The organism is Microbulbifer agarilyticus, from assembly GCF_020171345.1.
GTDB lineage: Bacteria > Pseudomonadota > Gammaproteobacteria > Pseudomonadales > Cellvibrionaceae > Microbulbifer > Microbulbifer agarilyticus_D.
The window spans coordinates 50,290-70,313 of record NZ_JAIUZM010000003.1 but is presented as its reverse complement, the minus strand read 5'-3'; the positions used below and the strand labels follow the sequence as shown (position 1 = coordinate 70,313).

Sequence of the window (20,024 nt, the reverse complement as noted above, 5' to 3'; positions counted from 1 at the left end):
TCCCGGGACACGCCGTGAACCCATCCATGGGGGCTCGGCTGCGGCCGTCCTGGCCGCAGACGGTCCCGGGAAGGACCGCCGACATCAGCGCCTTAGCTCCAACAATTGAAGCTTCGAATTACCAGTTTACCGGGCTTACCGAATTACTTGAACTCGGCAATGCCGCGGTAAGGCGCTTTGCCTTCCAGCTCGGCTTCGATACGCAGCAGACGGTTGTACTTGGCTACGCGATCGGAGCGGCACAGGGAGCCGGTTTTGATTTGGCCAGCAGCGGTAGCAACGGCCAGGTCGGCAATGGTGGTGTCTTCGGTTTCACCGGAACGGTGAGAGATGACCGCGGTGAAGCCTGCGTCTTTGGCCATTTTGATCGCGTCCAGGGTCTCGGACAGAGAACCAATCTGGTTGAACTTGATCAGGATGGAGTTACCAACGCCCTTCTCGATGCCTTCTTTCAGGATTTTGGTGTTGGTTACGAACAGGTCGTCACCCACCAGCTGTACTTTCTCGCCGATTTTATCAGTGAGGATTTTCCAACCGTCCCAGTCGCTTTCGTCCATGCCGTCTTCGATGGAGATGATCGGGTAGTTTTCAGACAGCTCAGCCAGATAATCGGCGAAACCGGCGCTGTCGAATGCTTTACCTTCGCCAGACAGGTCGTACTTGCCGTCTTTGTAGAATTCGGAAGAGGCGCAGTCCAGAGCCAGGGTGATGTCATCGCCCAGTTTGTAGCCTGCGGCTTCTACGGCTTCAGCAATTACTTTCAGGGCGCCTTCGTTGGAAGGCAGGTTCGGGGCGAAGCCACCTTCGTCACCAACAGCGGTATTCAGGCCCTGAGCGGACAGAACTTTTTTCAGGGCGTGGAAGATTTCAGCACCCTGACGCAGCGCTTCGGCGAAAGACTTGGCTTTTACCGGCTGAATCATGAATTCCTGAATGTCGACGTTGTTGTCCGCGTGCTCACCACCGTTGATGATGTTCATCATCGGTACCGGCAGGGTGTACTCACCCGCAGTGCCGTTTACTTCAGCGATGTGCTGATACAGGGGGATACCCTTGGAGATAGCGGCAGCTTTGGCTGCGGCCAGGGACACGGCCAGGATGGCGTTCGCACCCAGCTTGGATTTGTTTTCGGTGCCGTCGGCGTCGATCATGGCCTGGTCGAGGGCACGCTGATCGGTTGCATCCATGCCTACCAGCAGGTTGGCGATTTCGCCGTTGATGTTTTCAACTGCTTTCAGAACGCCTTTGCCCAGGTAACGGCTTTTGTCGCCATCGCGCAGCTCGAGGGCTTCGCGGGAGCCGGTGGAAGCGCCAGACGGTGCACAGGCAGAACCTACCGCGCCGCACTCGAGAATTACATCGGCGTTAACGGTGGGGTTACCGCGACTATCCAATACTTCAAAAGCTTTTACAGCAACAATCTTGCTCATGTTTACAACGGGCTCCTTGTTTTTCCGGAAATTATTTACTCGGAATGTGTGTTTCTGTGAAGTTTAAGTGCGGCGGCCGCCTGCTCTGGGCCGCTCATTTTAGTTATTCGTTTGTCTACTATCTGGTAGCGGGTTATTTGGTATCGAGCGGCTCGAAGTTTTTCACCAACTGGTCCACAGCTTTCATTTGCACCAGGAAAGGCTCGAGCTTTTCAAGAGGCAACGCGCTTGGTCCATCGCACAGCGCCTTGCCCGGGTTCGGGTGCGCTTCGAGGAACAAGCCAGCAATACCGATGGCCAGCCCCGCACGGCCCAGCTCGGTCACCTGGGCGCGACGACCGCCTGATGCCGCACCACCCGGGTCGCGCATTTGCAAAGAGTGAGTAACATCGAAGATCAACGGTGCGCCGCCAGAGGCATCGATCATGGTGCGAAAACCGAGCATATCCACCACGAGGTTGTCGTAGCCGAAACAGGCACCGCGCTCACACAAAATGATGTTTTCGTTGCCGCCCTCGGCAAATTTCTCCACCACATTTTTTACTTGCGGTGGGCTCATAAACTGCGGCTTTTTCACGTTAATCACCGCGCCGGTTGCTGCCATGGCAGCAACCAGATCGGTTTGGCGTGCGAGGAATGCAGGCAGCTGAATAACGTCCACAACTTCGGCAACCGGAGCCGCCTGATGGGGCTCATGCACGTCGGTAATCAGTGGCACACCGAAGGTCTTTTTGACTTCTTCAAAAATCTTCAGCCCCTCTTCCAGTCCCGGGCCACGGTAGCTGTGAATGGAAGAGCGATTCGCCTTGTCGAAGGACGCTTTAAATACGTATGGAATACCCAGTTTGTCAGTAACGTTGACATAGTGCTCGGCCACTTTCATGGCCATATCGCGAGATTCCAGTACGTTCATACCGCCAAACAAAGTGAACGGCTTGTCGTTGGCAACCTTCAGTTTGCCGACTTCAATGGTTTTCATTATCTGCGCCTGCCTATGCTTCTTGTTTAAGCCTGCTTGTGCTCGACAGCCGCTGCTACAAAGCTCTCAAACAGCGGGTGGCCGTCACGCGGGGTAGAAGTAAACTCCGGGTGGAACTGACAGGCTACAAACCAGTTGTGCTCGGGCAGTTCAACCATTTCCACCAGAGTGTCATCTGCAGACCAGCCGCCGATTTTCAGGCCAGCTTGCTGCAGGCGATCGACGTAGTTGTTGTTCACTTCGTAACGGTGACGGTGACGTTCAACGATGACATCTTCACCGTAGATTTCGCGGGCTTTGGAATCTTTCGCCAGACGACACTCCTGGCCGCCGAGACGCATGGTGCCGCCCAGATCGGACTTCTCATCACGGGTCTCAATGTTGCCTTCACTGTCGATCCACTCGGTGATCAGGCCGATAACCGGGTGTGGCGTCTTGCCGTCAAATTCGGTGCTGTTGGCGCCGTCCAGATTGAGTACGTTGCGCGCGTATTCAATCACCACAGACTGCAAGCCAAGACAAATACCGAGGAACGGAATATTGTTTTCACGGGCGTAACGAACCGCTTCCAGCTTGCCTTCGAGGCCGCGCTCACCAAAGCCGCCAGGTACCAGAATCGCGTCGGCACCCTTGATCAGGTCCAAACCATTCTCGCCTTCGACATCTTCCGCGTTGATGTAGTCGATATTGACCTTGGTGCGGGTTTTGATACCGGCGTGAATCAAGGCTTCAATCAGAGACTTGTACGCATCCAGTAGCTCCATGTATTTGCCAACCATGGCAATCGTGATTTCGTGCTCTGGATTCAGTTTGCCGTCAACCACGTCGTCCCATTCGGACAGATCCGGGGCTTCACACTCGAGCTGGAGCTTCTCTACGACAATTTCGTCCAGGCCGTACTCGTGCAGCATGCGTGGTACGCCGTAAATGGTCTTGGCGTCGGGCAGCGGCACCACCGCGCGCTCTTCCACGTTGGTGAACAGCGCGATTTTGCGGCGGGAGTCGTCGTCGATGGCGCGCTCGGAACGGCACAGCAAAATGTCTGGCTGCAGGCCGATAGAGCGCAGCTCTTTTACGGAGTGCTGGGTCGGCTTGGTTTTGGTTTCACCGGCAGTGCCCAGGTACGGCACATAGCTCAGGTGAATCAGCAGGGCGCGATTAATGCCCATTTCCACGCGCAGCTGACGCACGGACTCGAGGAACGGCTGGGACTCGATGTCACCCACGGTACCGCCGATCTCTACGATAGCCACGTCCACATCGCGACCGCCTTCGATCACCCGGCGCTTGATTTCGTCGGTGATGTGCGGGATCACCTGTACGGTACCACCCAGGTAGTCGCCGCGGCGCTCTTTGCGCAGCACGGTTTCGTATACCCGGCCAGTGGTGAAGTTGTTGCGCTTGGACATGCGCGTGCGAACGAAACGCTCATAGTGGCCCAGGTCCAGGTCAGTCTCGGCGCCATCTTCGGTCACATAGACCTCGCCGTGCTGGAATGGGCTCATGGTACCCGGATCCACATTGATATAAGGGTCGAGCTTGAGAATAGTGACCTTCAAGCCGCGGGCTTCAAGAATAGCGGCCAGAGAGGCGGAGGCGATACCTTTCCCCAATGAGGAAACCACGCCGCCTGTGACAAAAATGTAGCGCGTCATGCAAAACCTTGGTCAGTTGAATGCCCGACGAGTTCGGGCGTGCGGGACTGGCTCAAGCGCGCAGACTCGCGCAACTCGGTGCCTTTGAGATGGGACGCCAGACTACCAGAAAGCGGATTTCTGCTCAATCCAAAAACGTCCAGAATGGCGGTTTCGGAGGACCTTCTTCGGTAACGAAAAGGTCGCCCACCGCCAGCAAGGTGCCCTCGCGGGACACCAACGGTACCTGATCGCGCAGCCAGGGAGGAAGACCGTACTCCTGAAGCAGCTTTTTCAGGGTCTGGGAGTGACGGCGCTCTCGCGGCTGGGCCCGCTCGCCATGGCGGCGGAAGCGCACGGAATATTGGCCCGGGGCCCAGTCGGGACTGGGACTGAGCGTCCAGCCACCGGGTAACGCCAGCGCGACCACACCATCCCACGACCATTCACCCTCTCCCGCCGCTAATTTCAGACGAGGCAATTGTGGTGTGAGATACAGGCGATCACGATAGCGGCGCAGAACCCGCTCACCCAGGGAGACCTCGATCACTGCGTCTTCCCGGGCTTCAAGTTGAGAAAACGCCTGCTCAAGATGGACAGCCTCTGGCATCTGGGCGCCCAAACGGGCCAACCATCCGCGCAACAGGTTTTTTTGACGGGGAACCGATAGGTCGCGAAATGCCACAAGGCCAACACTACTACCAAAGCTCTCCTGTCGGACGCCGCACCGACTCAAATCCCCTCCGGCGAGCTCCTCGAGCAAGCCCGCCGCCTCGCGCAAATTCTCGCAAGCCTGGGCCACCCGTGCGTTGAGCGGCCAACGCGCCTTCAAGGAAGGAGCAACCTGACTCCTAAGGTAGTTTCGGTCATAAGCAACATCGGCGTTGCTGTCGTCTTCAATCCAGCGCAACTGATTGGCTATCGCATACTGCTCCAACTCCGCGCGACTCACCCCCAATAAAGGACGCAAGAGCGACCGCCCTTCACCCACGGCACCAATCCCGCGCTGCTGCGCCATGCCGCCAAGCCCCAATACGCCGGCGCCGCGCAACAGGCGCAACAAAAAGGTTTCCGCCTGGTCATCACCGTGCTGCGCCAGCAAAACCTGATCACCGGCGCCCATCTTGTGAGTAAAAGCCGCGTAACGCGCATCCCGGGCCCCCTGCTCGACGCCACCGCGTTTGCCATCCACCTCCACTTTCATCGCCACAAAGGGCACACCGAGCTGTGCGGCTTCGGTTTCACAATACGCCAACCAGGCATCGGCCTGTACGCTGAGTCCGTGATGTATATGCAGTGCCGTAAACGGAATCTGCGCCGTCGCCAGGAGATGCAATAGCACCGAAGAATCCAGACCGCCGGAATACCCCAGCCACAGCGCTCCGGTGGCCGGGTAACGACGCAGTGCGGTTTGCAGTACTTCGGTCAGATTGGATGCAATATCGGACATGAGGAAACTGGGTGATCACGCGCAAACAGGAAGCAAAAGTATATCCGCCAGCGGCGGGGCGCAAGAACCGCTGGCAGTCCGAATCAGGCCGGCTGGGGAAGCGTCTCCGCGCTGCGATACTGGGAGGGCGTCATACCGGCTGCTTTTTTAAAGAAGGTATTGAACACCGATTTACTATTGAAACCCACCCCCAGATAGATATCGGTGATGGTCTTCCCCTGCCCGTCGGCACTGCGCAGGAGTCGCATCGCCTCTTCAATACGGTAGCGGTTGATGAACTCGTAGAAATTCACCTCAAAATGCCGGTTGATGATCATCGACAAGTCGCGCGTCGGGATCTCCAGGGCTTCCGCGAGAAGATCGATGGTGACATCCGGTTGCAGATAGAGCTTTTCCGCGTGCATCTTCTTGTCGATTTCTTCGGCAAGCGCCGGGTTGCAGACCTGCTCCACAACCGGCTTGCGCGGCTTCTCAGGCTCGCGCACCGATTCAAAGTTGGCGAAATAACGTACACCGGTGAATACGAGCAGGTTCACCAGCACGAACAGGGTGTAATACCCAGTGAGACCGATTTTCTCGAACACAATCAAATCGTATGGCTGATACAGGCTGAACATCTTGGCAATGCCCAACGCCGCCTCCATCACCATCACCACCAGAAAACCAAACACCAGAGTTCGGATCCAGGTGACATCCACCTTTTCCACATTGGAATGGGTCGACTTCAGCCGCTGCGTGTATTGCACGAGCAACAGTAGCGACCACACGCAATAGGCTACCCGCAAACTCTTGCACAGGAACTCCACCAGCACATAGTGCCAGCCATACACCAGATCTTCGCTATTGATGAGACCCAGGCGCTGCTCCAGCGGCAAGCGGAAGAAAACCGCACTCATATAAAGAAGTGCAAAAACAAATGGCAGCAGGTGTACCGCATCGCGCGGCCGCAGTGAAAAGTCGCGGAAGATCAGGGATTTCACGCAGAAGAACAGCAACATGCCATCCAAATAGTAGGCGAAACCACCCAGGAAATAGATCTGCGGCAACAGCTCGCGCACAGTGAACTTGAATTCAGCCCCCCACAGGACCAATTCATGGAGCGGGATGAAAGCATGGGCGAATAGGAAGGCCCCAAGAAAGTACGTGCTAGCCTGTCTACTCACATTGGTAGCCAACAGGAGAACCGCAAAAAACAGGCACTGCATTGCCGTCATCAGCAGTATCACGTCGTGGAAATTAAACAGGACCTGATTCACTTTTATACTTTTTCTTGGTTATCCAACAGCCAATTCACAGATGCATCCAGAGAGCAGCGCCTTGCTCGTACAGAATCTCAGGAATAATAACGGATAAGGATCGTGAGAGATAACACTCCGTAGCGACACGGTGTTACCCGCCCAAATTATGCTCCGCCAGGCACAAGCAACCGCATTTCTTTCTCAGCGAAATGGCTCCTCCTGCACCCAAACCGCCTAGAAAACACTCAATCAACGAAGCGCGAGCACCCGTTCTGCCTTACCAAAATCGCTCGTGCAAACCACTTTATAGCACCGAGCCGACAAACACAGATCCGTATAAGCCACTGATTTAAATGAAATTTATTGAGGTTCGAATACCCCCGAACCAGTCGAACGCAAGAAATCGCTGGATTCGGGGTTCGAATACCCCCACCCGGACGCCGCGCTCATGAGCATTTGGCACAGTTACTCCGTCGCGTAGAACACGGCAATAAAACAATAAACATACTGAGAGGAATACTAATGAACCTACTGCACAAGCCTCTGGCGCTGTCCATTGCCTTGGTGCACTCGGGCCTGGCACTGGCCCAAGAGCAGCAAGACACCGACACGACCCTGGCGGCAAATACCCTGGAAGAAGTGACCGTCACCGCCACCAAGCGTGAAACCAACCTGATGGAGACCCCGATCTCCATTACCGCGTTCAGCCAGGAAAAGCTCGACCGCGAGGGTCTCACCAACATTAAAGATATGGCGCAAATGGTACCGAACATGGAAATCTCCATGGATTCGTCCCAGACAGCTCCCGTGGTCGCCATGCGTGGCGTGCGCTCGACCAATATCACGGAACTGGGCGACCCATCCGTGGGCCTCCACCTCGATGGCATCTACTCCCCGCGCCCACAAGGAGCCATGGCACTGATGTTTGACGTCGAGCGCGTTGAGGCCATGCGCGGCCCTCAGGGCACGCTGTTTGGCCGCAACTCCACGGTCGGCAATGTGAACATCATTTCCAAGCGCCCAGATTTCAACGAGTTTGATGCATCCGTTGGTGTAGAGGCCGGCCGCTGGAATCACCAGCAGACCCGCGGCACGGTCAACCTGCCGGTTAGCGACACCTTCGCCGTGCGCGCCTCTTTTATGCAGGAAACCCGCGATTCCTACCTGAATGGCTACTACGACCCCAACCAGTGGGACGTGCGTTATTTGCCCGAGGAAATCCAGAATGCCCCGGTATACACGGGTGCAGACGAAGACCGCAGCCTGCGTCAGCGTGAGCGCTGGGGCAGTGGTGAGGTGCAGGAGCTGGTCAAGGCCGACCCGGCCGATTTCTACAACAACTCCGACCAGTATGCTTTCCGCGTGAGCGCGCTGTGGGAGCCCTCTGAGTCGCTGTCATGGATGCTCACCTACGAGCAATTCCAGGATGACAGCGCCGGCGGCACCGACACCATGAACTGTGACATGGCAGATAAGCGGATCAAGAAGGACTGGGACGGCAACTACGTGGATGCCGACGGCAATATCTCTGCCACCCCAGTCAAGGGCCTGCTGGGCTGTGAAAGTGTCTACGGCCCGGGCGCCGACGACTACACCGTCGCGGTCAGTGTTCCGGGCTTCCTCGACCTGAGTATCGATTCCGTACGCTCCAACTTGAGCTGGGATGTATCCGAGGAAATCGCGCTGGTCTATAACGCCGGCTGGGCCGAGCAGGTGCGCTCGCAGCATTCGGACCAGGACCGCGGCATCACCGGTTGGGATATGTCGATCTTCTTCCGCGATGCCACCTTCACCTCCCAATCCCACGAGCTGCAATTGCAATCCACCGGCTCTGGTCCCTTGCAGTGGATCGCAGGCGCCTTCTATTTTGAAGAAGACAACAATATGCAGGGTGGCTGGATCAACAGCGGCAACAATGCGGATTACTGGAACCAGCCCGCACGCACCCTCAAGTCGCAAGCCTTCTTTACCCAGGGCACCTACGCCCTCACCGACCAGCTGAACCTGACACTCGGTCTGCGCTACACCGAAGACTCCAAACAGGATGTTGGCGGCCGCAACATGACCTGTAACGGCGACACCATCAATCCGCAGACCGGTGAACGCTGCTTCCCCGCATGGGATCGCGACGCGTATAACCAGCTGCCCACCGACTACTTTGACGATCCAGCCATTTACACCGCCGTCAGCGACAACCAGACCGAAGGAAGCTGGGACTTCACCAACTACCGAATCGGCCTGGATTACATTCTGAATGACGACCTGATGGTATTTGGCTATGTTGCCAACGGATTCAAATCCGGCGGTATCGGCGACGTGTTTGTGCAGTACGAGCAGGATCCCAGCACCGCGGAATACCTGACCGACGCCAATGGCGACCGCGTCATTAAACAGCGTCACCAGAATACCTACGATCCGGAAATCGTCACTACTTATGAGCTGGGCACCAAAGGCACCTTCCTGGACGGCAGCCTGAACCTGATGGCCACCCTCTTCTACAGCGATTACGAAGATATGCAGGCGGCCTCCGCCCGCGGCATCTTTCCGTTCTACGTTGAAGAGCGCGATGAACAGACTGGCGAACTGACCGGCGAGATCACCACCGAAACCCAGACCGTATTCCAGACGGAAAATATCGGCCGCGCGGCAATCAAGGGCTTCGAAGTCGAGTTTGACTGGGCACCGATCGAGAACGGCCGCTTCGACGGTTACGTGACCTGGCTGGATACGGAAATCACCAGTGACTTCGTATACCACTGGGGCTTTGCCACCACCGATCTGTTTGAGGTCGATCACGGCACCGCCACCAACCCGGAGAACGATGCCCTCAAGGTCAACCTCAAGGGTAATGACCTGGCCGCATCGCCAAAGCTGACTGCGAAGCTGAACTACACCCACACCTTCCGCTTCAACAATGGCTTCGCCCTGGTTCCACACGTGAGCTACTACTGGCGCGACAAGTCCTACCACACCTTCCACAACGTGGATAAGCACTACGAAGTCTTCGCCACCGAAACGCCAGACGCGTTCAGCGATGTACGGCCGGCTTTCCACAGTGTGAACACCACACTGAAGCTGGAAGCACCGGACAACCAGTGGAACGTCGAGGCCTTCGCCTACAACGTGACCGACGAGCGTCAAACCTACTGGGCCGGTGGTGGCGATGGCCTGATCAAGGGCCCGGTTTCCATGCCGCGTTTCTACGGCTTGCGCGCCAACTACAACTTCTGATCCTGCAGTAATTGACGAACTCGCTTGCTTACTTGGCCCCCTTCCGGGGGCCCTTTTTTCACCGGCAAGCGCACTGACTTTACCGTACCTATCCCAATGCCTTGATGGAGAGCAACATGAAAAAAAATCCGATTTACCTTGGCGTGCTCGCCGGCATGCTGTCCGTGTGTGCGGTCATGCCCGTAACCCAAGCCACACCTGCGGTCACCCCGGCCGCGCAGGTGACACAGGCCGAGACCAACATCGAATCGCGCGTGCAAAGCCTGCTCGCACAGATGTCGACACAAGAAAAAATTGGCCAGCTGGCCCTGCGTGACTGGGGTACCTACGGGGCTTCCGATATGAAGGCCATCAAGCAGGCCATCCGCGAAGGCCGCGTGGGCGGCTTTCTGAACGTTAGTTTCAGTGCTGTCGACGACGATGCCTTCGCCGAACTCCAGCGCATCGCCGTAGAAGAAAGCCCGCTGGGTATTCCGCTGCTTTTCGGCCAGGATGTTATCCATGGCTACGAAACCATTTTCCCGATTCCGCTGGGCCAGGCCGCGAGCTGGAACCCGGAACTGATCAAAAACGGTGCCCGCGTCGCTGCCCAGGAAGCCAGCGCCGACGGTATCCGCTGGACCTTCGCCCCGATGATCGATATCAGCCGCGACCCACGGTGGGGGCGCATCGCCGAAACACTAGGGGAAGATCCGCTGCTGACCTCCATTCTCGGCGTCGCCATGGTGGAAGGTTTCCAGACCGCTAACCTCGCCGATCCAAGCAGCCTCGCCGCCTGCGGCAAACACTTTGCCGGCTACGGGGCCGCCGAAGGCGGACGGGATTACAATAGCGCCTATATTCCAGAGCGTCTGCTGCGCGACATCTACCTGCCACCATTCAAGGCCGGTATCGACGCGGGCATGCAGAGCATCATGAGTACCTACAGTACCCTGAACGACGTCCCGGGCACCGGTAGTCCCTTCCTGTTCAAACAGATCCTGCGGGACGAGTGGGGTTTCGACGGCTTTGTCGTCAGCGATTGGAATGCGGTGATGGAAATGGTCCCGCACGGTTTTGCCCGCGATGCCAAGCACGCAGCAACCCTGGCCGCCAATGCCGGTATCGATATGGAAATGCATACCGATACCTACGAACAGTTCTTGCCGCAGCTAATGGACGAAGGGAAGTTCTCCGAAGCCCAGCTCGATACCGCGGTCGCCAACATCCTGCGGGTAAAGTTGCGTCTGGATTTGTGGAGCAACCCCTATCCCCGCGCGAAGTCCAAAACCGAGCGTGAACAGATTATCCGCAACGACGATTTCCTCGATGCCGCCAAGGAGGCCGCCAAGGAAACCTTCGTACTGCTCAAGAACCACAAGCAATTGCTGCCACTGAAAAAGGGCCAAACGGTCGCGGTCATCGGACCACTGGCGGAAGCAGCTCACGACCAGCTGGGTACCTGGATCTACAACGGCGATAAAAAGTATTCCCACACCCTGCTGCCCGCACTGCGTGAGATGGTGGGCGACGAAGGCGAAATCCTCTACGCCGCTGGTCTCGACTACAGCCGTGATACCAGCACCCGCGGGTTCAAGTCGGCCCTCAAGGCCGCCAAGAAAGCCGATGTCATTCTATTTATCGGCGGTGAAGAAGCCATCCTTTCCGGTGAAGGGCACAGCCGCGGCGACATCCGCCTACCCGGCGCCCAGGCGGACCTCGTCGCCGCGCTCGCCGAAACCGGCAAGCCCCTAGCCATGGTATTACTCGCTGGCCGCCCGCTGCAGCTAGATAAAACCCTCGAACAAGCGGATGCTGTCATGATGGCCTGGCACCCGGGCACCATGGCGGGCCCGGCCCTGGCGGACGTACTCTATGGTGAGACCTCGCCTTCCGGGCGCTTGCCGCTCAGCTGGCCGGTGGGTGCAGGGCAGATTCCTATCTATTACAACCACCTGGCCACCGGACGCCCGGCGACCAATGAAAACTACACCCGCATCGAGAAAATCGGCCGCGAAGTGTTCCAGCACCAGCCGGGCAACTCGTCCAACCTGCTGGATTACGGTCACAAACCCCTGTTCCCGTTTGGCTACGGCCTGACCTACAGCGCGTTTGCATACAAAGATCTCGCGCTGTCCGACACCACCATGAACCCGGATGGCCAGATTACCGTATCCGCCACGCTGACCAACACCGGCAAAGTCACCGCTACCGAGACCGCACAGCTGTATGTGCGTGACCTGGTGGGCAGTGTGTCGCGTCCGGTACGGGAGCTGAAAGGCTTTGAGCGTATCACCCTCAATCCTGGCGAATCACGTCAGGTCGAATTTACCCTCAGCCCGGACCAGCTGGCATTCCACAACGCGGACATGCAGCAAGTAGTGGAGCCTGGAGAATTCCGAGTGTGGATTGCTCCAAATGCGGAATCTGGCCTTGAAGGAGGGTTTACCCTCAAATAAGGCCAGAAGATCCCAGTTTTCGGCGCTTCCCACCGAAACTGGGACATTGGCGTGGGAATAGAAGCGTCCAACTTTACAAATATTCGCAAAGTAGGACGCTTTTACGACCGCCAAACGTCACCATTAAGAAGCCCCTGAGTGGGTGCTCGTGCAGCACAACTGCACACAAAAACAACAAAGTGAGATGGCTGCGTTTTGCCAGCTCACCGAAATAAGCACGGATACCCTTCGTGCCAACAATAAAAAGCAGGAAGTCCTCCATGCAAGCGATTGAGAATTCCGCGGACGGCATCCAGGGCGTAGCCCAGGGCCGCCAAGATGCACCTTCCCTCCCCTTTATCATCCTGATCTGCGGAGTAGCGACCATCGGTGGCTTCCTGTTCGGGTTTGATAGTGGGGTCATCAACGGTACCGTTACCGGCCTGCAGCAGGCCTTTGCCTCCGATACCGCCGGTACCGGCTTCAACGTTGCCTCCATGCTGCTTGGCTGTGCCGTCGGCGCGTTCTTTGCTGGTCGCCTGGCTGACCGCTGGGGCCGCAAGACCCTACTGCTGATTTCCGCGGTCTTCTTCGTGGTCAGCGCCTGGGGTTCCGGCATTGCTGCCAGCTCTCCTGAGTTTGTGTTCTACCGCATCCTCGGCGGGCTCGCCGTGGGCGCCGCCAGTGTGATGTCACCGGCCTATATCAGCGAGATTGCCCCTGCGGCGATTCGCGGCCGCCTGATCACCATCAACCAGATCGCCATCATTTCCGGGCTGTTCGCCGCATTTGTCAGCAACTACTGGCTGGCCAACACGGCCGGCTCTGCCATCAATGAATGGTGGATGGGCTACAACGCCTGGCGCTGGATGTTCTGGATCGAAATCGTTCCCGCCACCCTGTTCTTCCTGGCCCTGCTGCTGATTCCAGAGAGCCCGCGTTATCTGGTACTGTCCAAGCAGACCTCCCGCGCCACCGAAGTACTGCGTAAACTGTATGGCGAAGCCGCCGTGGCCGGGAAGCTGGACAGCATCCGCCAGTCTGTGGCCAGCGACCACCGCCCACGCATGGCAGACCTGCTGGAAAACACCGGCAACAAGGTTGGCAAGATTCGCAAAATCGTCTGGGTTGGCATCGGCCTTGCCGTGTTCCAGCAGCTCGTGGGTATCAACGTGGTGTTCTACTACGGTGCCGTTCTGTGGCAAGCGGTGGGCTTCTCTGAATCCGACGCGCTGATGATCAATATCATTTCCGGTGGTGTGAGCATCGCCGCCTGCCTGATCACCATGGCCTTAATCGACAAGATCGGCCGTAAACCCCTGCTGCTGGTGGGCTCTATCGGTATGGCAGCAACTCTTGGCCTGGTGGCCTTTGCCTTCGCCAACTCCTCCGTGGATACCAATGGCAACCTGCAGCTTTCCCAGAGCATGGGCCTGCTGGCACTGATCGCCGCCAACGCCTACGTGTTCTTCTTCAACGGTTCCTGGGGACCGGCCATGTGGACCATGCTGGGTGAGATGTTCCCAAATCAGATGCGCGGCTCCGGCCTCGCGGTCTCTGGTCTCGCACAGTGGGTGGCTAACTTCGCCATCACCATGACCTTCCCAATTATGCTGGTCGGAATCGGTCTCGCCGGTGCCTACGGTATCTACACCCTGTTCGCACTGCTGTCCGTAGCATTTGTTCTGTACATGGTGCACGAGACCAAAGGGCTCGAACTTGAACAAATGAAGGGCTGAGAGGGTTCATTTCCAACCTCTCGCCCGTCTTAAAAACGGAAGCGTGATGCCGCGTGAGCGGCAGACTCGCCAGCCGAATGCTTGCTTACCTGGGCACTCCCGTTCCTACCCTTTCGCGGGTGTGCCCAGTTCTTTTTTACAAGCAGCAAAATCATTTCAGATTTATTAGGGAAGTCATCATGAATAATAAAATAGGTCGCTTCGGCGAAGGCCGAGCAATACGCCTCGCGAGCTGCATTGCGCTTGCAGTGGGCTTGAGTGCTTGCGGTGAGGCGGAGAAGCCAAACACCTCCGCGGCTCCATCAACTTCCCAAGCTGCTGAACATGACGGCACAGCTTTAAACGCCATCGATGTGTGGCCAGCGCTGCAGCCAGCGCTGCCAAGGGATGAGAAAGTCGAAAGCCGTATCGCAGACTTGCTCGCCCGTATGACGCTGGAAGAAAAAGTCGGGCAGATGATGCAGGCGGAAATCAAGACCATCACCCCGGAAGAAGTGAAGCAATATCATATTGGCTCCATTCTCAATGGTGGTGGCACCTTCCCCAATAATGACAAGTTTGCCACGCCTGATGACTGGCGCCAGCTGGCGGACGACTACTTTGCCGCATCCATGGATACCTCCGACGGTGGCGTAGCCATCCCAATTATCTGGGGCAGCGATGCCGTTCACGGGCACAATAACGTTATCGGCGCGACCCTGTTTCCGCACAATATTGGCCTCGGTGCCGCACGCGATCCGGAATTGATTCGTCGCATCGGCGAAGCCACTGCGCGCGAAGTCGCCGTGACCGGCGTTGACTGGACCTTCGCTCCGACCATCGCTGTGGTACGCGACGATCGCTGGGGCCGCACTTTTGAAAGCTATTCCGAAGACCCCGAGATTGTTGCCGCTTACGCCCGGGAAATGATCAAGGGTATTCAGGGCGAAAAAAACAGCGAAGCATTTCTCGACGGCCACCATCTGGTATCCGCTGCCAAACACTTTGTCGGTGACGGTGGCACCACACGCGGTATCGACCGCGGCGATACCGCAGTCAGCGAGAAAGAGCTCGCTGAGATCCATGCAGCGGGCTACATCACCGCACTGGAATCCGGTGTGCAATCCGTGATGGCATCCTTCAATAGTTGGAATGGCAAACGCCTGCATGGGCACAAATACCTGCTCACTGACGTTTTGAAAGAACGCCTGGGTTTTGACGGCTTTGTAGTAGGCGACTGGAACGGCCACCGGTTTGTAGACGGCTGTACCGTGGACAGCTGTGCAAAGGCAGTCAATGCCGGCCTCGACATGTTCATGATCACGGCCGAATGGAAGGCTCTGCTGAAGAACACCATCGCACAGGTGCACAGCGGCGAAATTCCCATGAGCCGTATCGATGATGCGGTAAGCCGTATCCTGCGGGTGAAAATCCGCGCGGGCCTGTTCGAGCGTGACCGCCCACTAGCGGGCAAGAACGGTATTCTCGGCAATGACGAACACCGTGCCATCGCGCGCGAGGCCGTGCGCAAATCGCTGGTGCTACTGAAGAATAACGACCAGCTGCTACCCATCGATGCACGCAAAAATATTCTGGTGGCCGGTGACGGTGCCGATAATATTTCCAAACAAAGTGGCGGCTGGACCATTTCCTGGCAGGGCACCGGCAATACCGCAGAAGACTTCCCCGGCGCAACCTCCATCTACACCGGCATCAAGCAGGCGGTCGACGCCGCGGGCGGTGAAGTGGTGCTCAGTGAAAACGGTGAACTGAAGGACGCAGCATTCAGTAATGGCGCCAAACCCGATGTTGCTATCGTGATCTACGGTGAGGAGCCTTATGCAGAGTGGCATGGCGATCTTGCCAGTATCGAGTATCAGCTGGGTAGCAAAGTAGATCAGGAATTGCTGCAAAAACTGAAAGCCCAGAACATCCCGATCGTCAGCGTATTTCTCTCCGGTCGCCCGCTGTGGGTGAACAAAGAGCTGAACCTGTCGGATGCCTTCGTCGCGGCCTGGCTGCCGGGCTCTGAAGGCGCCGGTGTTGCAGATGTCCTGCTGACCGATGCAGACGGCAACAAACGCCACGACTTTACCGGTCAACTTTCGTTTACCTGGCCCGGACAAGTGCACCAGACAGTGATCAACCGCAACGATGCGGATTACCAGCCACTGTTCGCCTACGGCTACGGGCTCGATTACACCAGCGACATTCAGGTCGCCAACAATCTGAATGAGGACGGCGAGTCTTACGTGGATGGCAAGCTGGAAGACGCCTGGCTGATGGTGTCCCGCCCGCGCGCGCCCTGGAAGCTGTACATCGAAGAAGCCGGTGCTGACCTGCAATGGGTAAACGGAAACCTCGCCAGCAGTGCAGACGACAACATCGTGGTAGCCTCCATCGACATGCTGTCGCAAGAAGATGCCCGCGCCCTCACCTGGAAAGGGCTACGTGCCGGCAGTGTGGTATTGCACACGCAGAAACCGCAGGATCTGAGCCGTTACCTCGCAGAAGCATCTGCGCTCACCATGGAGGTTCGGATTGATGAAGCGCCGGCGGCAGCGGTCAGTGCACAAATCAACTGCGACGGCACCAATTGCAGCGGTGCCTTGCCGTTGCAAAGTACTCTAAGCAAGCTCCCGGTGGGTGAATGGACAGAGGTTTCGATCGACCTGCAGTGCTTCGCCGAGGCCGGCGCAGATTTCACCAAGGTATCTCAGGGCTTGTCCCTGCACAGTGAAGGCAAACTGGCGATGGCGGTGGCGAACATCAAGTTCGTCCCCGGCGCACGTGAACAGGCTCAAGTGCGCTGCGGGAGCTGACCCATGCTGCGCAAGCAACGCCTCAACAACAGTGCTGCCGCTATTGGGGTTGCGGCATTGCTGGCGGTCTCCGCCGGCAATGCCGCCGATGCCCCCATCCAACTCAGCAACGACAGCCTTAAGCTGACACTGGACCCCAATCACGGCGGGCGTATTACCGAACTCTGGTACCGCGAACGGGATCTGCTGGCGATTCCGCAACCGGACGCAAACAACTTCGGTTCGACCTTCTGGCTCAGCCCACAGACCTTGTGGAACTGGCCGCCTATTCCGGAGCACGATAACGCGCCCTACTCCGTGATTACACAGTCAATAGATTCCGCCACGGTTACCAGCGCCTTTGGCGCCGGGGCACAGGTACAAAAAACCGTCTCGCTCGACGGCGGTAATACCGCCACAGTGCACTACCGCATCAATGCCGAGAAAGCCTTCCCCGAGATCGCCGCCTGGGAGATTACCCGCGTGCCCAATCGCGGCCTTGCCTTTGCTCCCGTGAACACGGACAGCGTCAAGACCGTACGCGGGCAAGTGGCTTACGAACTCAACAGCGACACCCTGTGGCTCCCCATGGTCGCCGATGCACCCTTGGTCGAGGGCAAGGTAATCGCCAACGGCAGTGAAGGCTGGCTCGCCTATGCCTTGGATGGACTGCTGTACCTGAAGGTCTACCCAAAGGTAACCGTGCGGGATATGGCCACCGGCGAGGGCGACATTGAGTTGTATCTGAGTGGTGAACGGCCTTATCTGGAACTCGAGGTACAAAGCGCCGCACGCAACCTGCAACCCGGAGAAACGCTGGACTGGTCCGTGGAGTGGCTGGTCACAGAGATTCCAAGCACCATCGAAGTACGCAGCGGTTCCCATGCCCTCCTCGAATTCGTCCGAAAACAAATTCGCTTGTCTGGTTCTCCAAACTAGCCCCCCAGTCTTCATCGCCCAAGCATCCCGAAAGGCGCTTGCCGCAGATTCTGTCTGCGGCTTTTTTTAACGCCCTCAGTACTCCGCTACTCCACACACCCCGCAACCGCAGAACTCTCAGGTCACATACCGTCCGTAATTTGCCCCCGCACGACCTGTAAAATTACACGCCACAGTGTTAGATTCGGCGCCAAACACCCCACATTGGACCAGAAAATAAGAGGCACCAACATGGTTCAGCTAGTTGTCGACTCCGGCTGTGACCTGCCCGATGAGTTTTTGCGCAAGTACAAGATCCCGGTTCTTCCCCACAGTGTCAGCGTGGGTAAAGACCAGTTCGGGGATCAGCGCAATCCCGCGCAGATGAATCACTTCTACTCCCTGAACCTGGTCGGCCGCACCCATCAGGTGACCTCTGGCCCAGCCAGCGAGGAGGAAATCGACACCGTCCTGTCGAAGCTGCTGCGCGAAGGCCATAAGGACATCGTGGTACAGACCATTAATGGTGCCAACAGTCCCACCTACGCCAATGCCGTCAACGTGGCCAAGCGCCTGAACAACGACGACGCACAAATCAGTGCAGTGGATTCCCACACCCTGTTCTCCGGCCAGGGCCTGCTGGCGCTGTACACCCTGTCCCTGATTCAAAAAGGCCTCAGTGGCGCACAAATCAAATCGCGCACCGAGGAATTCGGCCGCAAGATGGTGGGCTATGCCTCTGTTGAGGACGTGTACTATCTGCGCGAGCGTGCACGCCAGAAGAACGAAAAAAGCGTTAGCTGGATCAAAGCGTTTTTTGCGCGCCTGCTGGACCTGCACCCGATCATTTCAATGACCTACCAAGGTTCTGCGGTAGCTGATACCGTAAAAACCTATGACGGCTGTACCCGTCGTCTGTTCCAGCTGGCGGAAGAGAAAATGGCCGCCGGTGACCTGCTGATGCCTGCGGTGGTGGTCAGTATTGCTGGTCCGTTGAAGAATCTGGACAAGGTGCCGGGCTTTAAGGAATTTGAAAAAGTTGCCGAGAAGCACAACGTGAAAATCTATCGTTCGGTAATGAGCCTTTCCGGTGGTATCAACCTCGGCCCTAATGCCGTGGCACTAGCGGTCGCCACCAAGTAACACCCTGCTTCTTCCTATATAAGTGCGCCGGCGATCTCGATCCCGGCCGCATCTTTCATAATTTCAGCGCAACAACCTGAGAAAAAATCGGCGCGAACGTCAGTACAGCAAGCAACGCGACAATTAATCCGACAGGTAGCGCGTTTTTCTCTTCGCCTGTTGACCGCAATGCCAAACCAACTCAAATATTGCCGAATACATCTAGACTGACGGAAGTTGTTTTCGAACTTCCCACTTTGGTGATGTAGATGTACCGCTGTTTCATCGCTTCTTTTGCCTTCGCGATTTCCTGCATCGCAGTTGCTGCCGACGACAGCAGCCTTGCCAAACAGCTCAGTAATCCAATTTCTGACCTTATCAGCCTGCCCTTTCAGCACAATCTAGACAACCGGGTTGGACCAATTGAAGGCGGCAGAACATACAGGTTGAATATCCAGCCGGTGATTCCCTTTGAACTCACCGAAGACCTGAACCTGATCAACCGCACCATTGTTCCAGTGATCAATCAGGAAGATATTTTTCCCGGCAGCGGCGACCAAACAGGATTGGGTGACACAGTACAGAGCCTGTTCTTTTCACCAAAGGAGCCCACTTCGGGTGGCGTCACCTGGGGTGTTGGCCCGGTTTTTTTGTTCCCCACTGCAACGGAACCGCTCCTCGGTGCGGAAAAATGGGGGATCGGTCCTACCGCCGTGGTGCTCAAACAAACCGGCTCCTGGACCATCGGCGCACTGGCCAATCACGTGTGGTCTTTTGCCGGCAGTGACAACCGCAACGACGTAAACAACACGTTCATTCAGCCGTTCCTCGCCTACAACACGTCCAACGCCTGGACCTTTACCCTGCAAAGTGAAACCACGTACTTCTGGGAGACAGAGGTATGGAATGCGCCGGTGCATTTCCTGGTAGCAAAAGTATTTGAAGTCGGTGATCAGACCTACCAGATACAGGCTGGGCCGCGTTACTACGTGGATAGCCCTGTGGTCGGTTCGCAGGAATGGGGCTTCCGTCTGAATTGGGTGATGTTGTTTCCGAAATAGTGCAATGGCTGTGGCAAAGCATCGA

General features: G+C 57.0%; 12 protein-coding genes. 7 read left to right on the top strand and 5 right to left on the bottom strand.

Going from position 1 to position 20,024, the window contains the following annotated elements:
* Positions 1-143 precede the first annotated feature (143 nt).
* The 5 genes from eno to LCM31_RS10725 form a co-directional block, all read right to left on the bottom strand.
* Positions 144-1,430 (bottom strand): phosphopyruvate hydratase, encoded by a 1,287-nt coding sequence (gene eno / locus LCM31_RS10745; RefSeq protein WP_222227680.1) that lies wholly within the window; start codon positions 1,428-1,430, stop codon positions 144-146.
* A gap of 133 nt (positions 1,431-1,563) precedes the next feature.
* Positions 1,564-2,409: a 3-deoxy-8-phosphooctulonate synthase gene (kdsA, locus tag LCM31_RS10740; RefSeq protein ID WP_224869984.1), complete on the bottom strand. Its 846-nt coding sequence runs from the start codon at positions 2,407-2,409 to the stop codon at positions 1,564-1,566.
* A 26-nt stretch (positions 2,410-2,435) separates the two neighbouring features.
* Positions 2,436-4,064 carry a CTP synthase gene (locus LCM31_RS10735; RefSeq protein WP_224869983.1) on the bottom strand — a complete coding sequence of 543 codons (1,629 nt, stop codon included), beginning with the start codon at positions 4,062-4,064 and terminating at the stop codon, positions 2,436-2,438.
* 124 nt (positions 4,065-4,188) lie between these two features.
* Complete coding sequence (tilS, locus tag LCM31_RS10730) at positions 4,189-5,493, bottom strand: tRNA lysidine(34) synthetase TilS (RefSeq protein WP_224869982.1); 1,305 nt, start codon at positions 5,491-5,493, stop codon at positions 4,189-4,191.
* Between the two features lie 83 nt (positions 5,494-5,576).
* Positions 5,577-6,749, bottom strand: coding sequence for a helix-turn-helix domain-containing protein (locus tag LCM31_RS10725; RefSeq protein ID WP_224869980.1), 1,173 nt, complete (start codon positions 6,747-6,749; stop codon positions 5,577-5,579).
* 504 nt (positions 6,750-7,253) lie between these two features.
* Here LCM31_RS10725 and LCM31_RS10720 point away from each other — a divergent pair.
* The 7 genes from LCM31_RS10720 to LCM31_RS10690 all read left to right on the top strand — a co-directional run bounded on the left by LCM31_RS10720 (position 7,254) and on the right by LCM31_RS10690 (position 19,999).
* On the top strand, positions 7,254-9,962 hold the full coding sequence (locus LCM31_RS10720; RefSeq protein WP_224869978.1) for a TonB-dependent receptor: 2,709 nt from the start codon (positions 7,254-7,256) through the stop codon (positions 9,960-9,962).
* Positions 9,963-10,078: 116 nt separating this feature from the next.
* Positions 10,079-12,400 carry a beta-glucosidase BglX gene (gene bglX, locus LCM31_RS10715; protein WP_224869976.1) on the top strand — a complete coding sequence of 774 codons (2,322 nt, stop codon included), beginning with the start codon at positions 10,079-10,081 and terminating at the stop codon, positions 12,398-12,400.
* A gap of 260 nt (positions 12,401-12,660) precedes the next feature.
* Positions 12,661-14,118 carry a sugar porter family MFS transporter gene (locus LCM31_RS10710; RefSeq protein WP_224869974.1) on the top strand — a complete coding sequence of 486 codons (1,458 nt, stop codon included), beginning with the start codon at positions 12,661-12,663 and terminating at the stop codon, positions 14,116-14,118.
* A 179-nt stretch (positions 14,119-14,297) separates the two neighbouring features.
* Complete coding sequence (locus tag LCM31_RS10705; protein ID WP_224869973.1) at positions 14,298-16,919, top strand: glycoside hydrolase family 3 protein; 2,622 nt, start codon at positions 14,298-14,300, stop codon at positions 16,917-16,919.
* Between the two features lie 3 nt (positions 16,920-16,922).
* On the top strand, positions 16,923-17,837 hold the full coding sequence (locus tag LCM31_RS10700) for a DUF4380 domain-containing protein (protein ID WP_224869971.1): 915 nt from the start codon (positions 16,923-16,925) through the stop codon (positions 17,835-17,837).
* A gap of 231 nt (positions 17,838-18,068) precedes the next feature.
* Complete coding sequence (locus tag LCM31_RS10695; protein WP_224869969.1) at positions 18,069-18,959, top strand: DegV family protein; 891 nt, start codon at positions 18,069-18,071, stop codon at positions 18,957-18,959.
* Between the two features lie 248 nt (positions 18,960-19,207).
* Positions 19,208-19,999: a transporter gene (locus LCM31_RS10690; RefSeq protein WP_224869967.1), complete on the top strand. Its 792-nt coding sequence runs from the start codon at positions 19,208-19,210 to the stop codon at positions 19,997-19,999.
* The last annotated feature ends 25 nt before the right edge of the window (positions 20,000-20,024 follow it).

Coding starts and splice junctions, on each gene's coding strand:
- eno (WP_222227680.1), bottom strand. CDS start 1,430: ATGAGCAAGATTGTTGCTGTAAAAGCTTTTGAAGTATTGGATAGTCGC.
- tilS (WP_224869982.1), bottom strand. CDS start 5,493: ATGTCCGATATTGCATCCAATCTGACCGAAGTACTGCAAACCGCACTG.
- LCM31_RS10710 (WP_224869974.1), top strand. CDS start 12,661: ATGCAAGCGATTGAGAATTCCGCGGACGGCATCCAGGGCGTAGCCCAG.
- kdsA (WP_224869984.1), bottom strand. CDS start 2,409: ATGAAAACCATTGAAGTCGGCAAACTGAAGGTTGCCAACGACAAGCCG.
- LCM31_RS10735 (WP_224869983.1), bottom strand. CDS start 4,064: ATGACGCGCTACATTTTTGTCACAGGCGGCGTGGTTTCCTCATTGGGG.
- LCM31_RS10690 (WP_224869967.1), top strand. CDS start 19,208: ATGTACCGCTGTTTCATCGCTTCTTTTGCCTTCGCGATTTCCTGCATC.
- LCM31_RS10705 (WP_224869973.1), top strand. CDS start 14,298: ATGAATAATAAAATAGGTCGCTTCGGCGAAGGCCGAGCAATACGCCTC.
- LCM31_RS10695 (WP_224869969.1), top strand. CDS start 18,069: ATGGTTCAGCTAGTTGTCGACTCCGGCTGTGACCTGCCCGATGAGTTT.
- bglX (WP_224869976.1), top strand. CDS start 10,079: ATGAAAAAAAATCCGATTTACCTTGGCGTGCTCGCCGGCATGCTGTCC.
- LCM31_RS10720 (WP_224869978.1), top strand. CDS start 7,254: ATGAACCTACTGCACAAGCCTCTGGCGCTGTCCATTGCCTTGGTGCAC.
- LCM31_RS10700 (WP_224869971.1), top strand. CDS start 16,923: ATGCTGCGCAAGCAACGCCTCAACAACAGTGCTGCCGCTATTGGGGTT.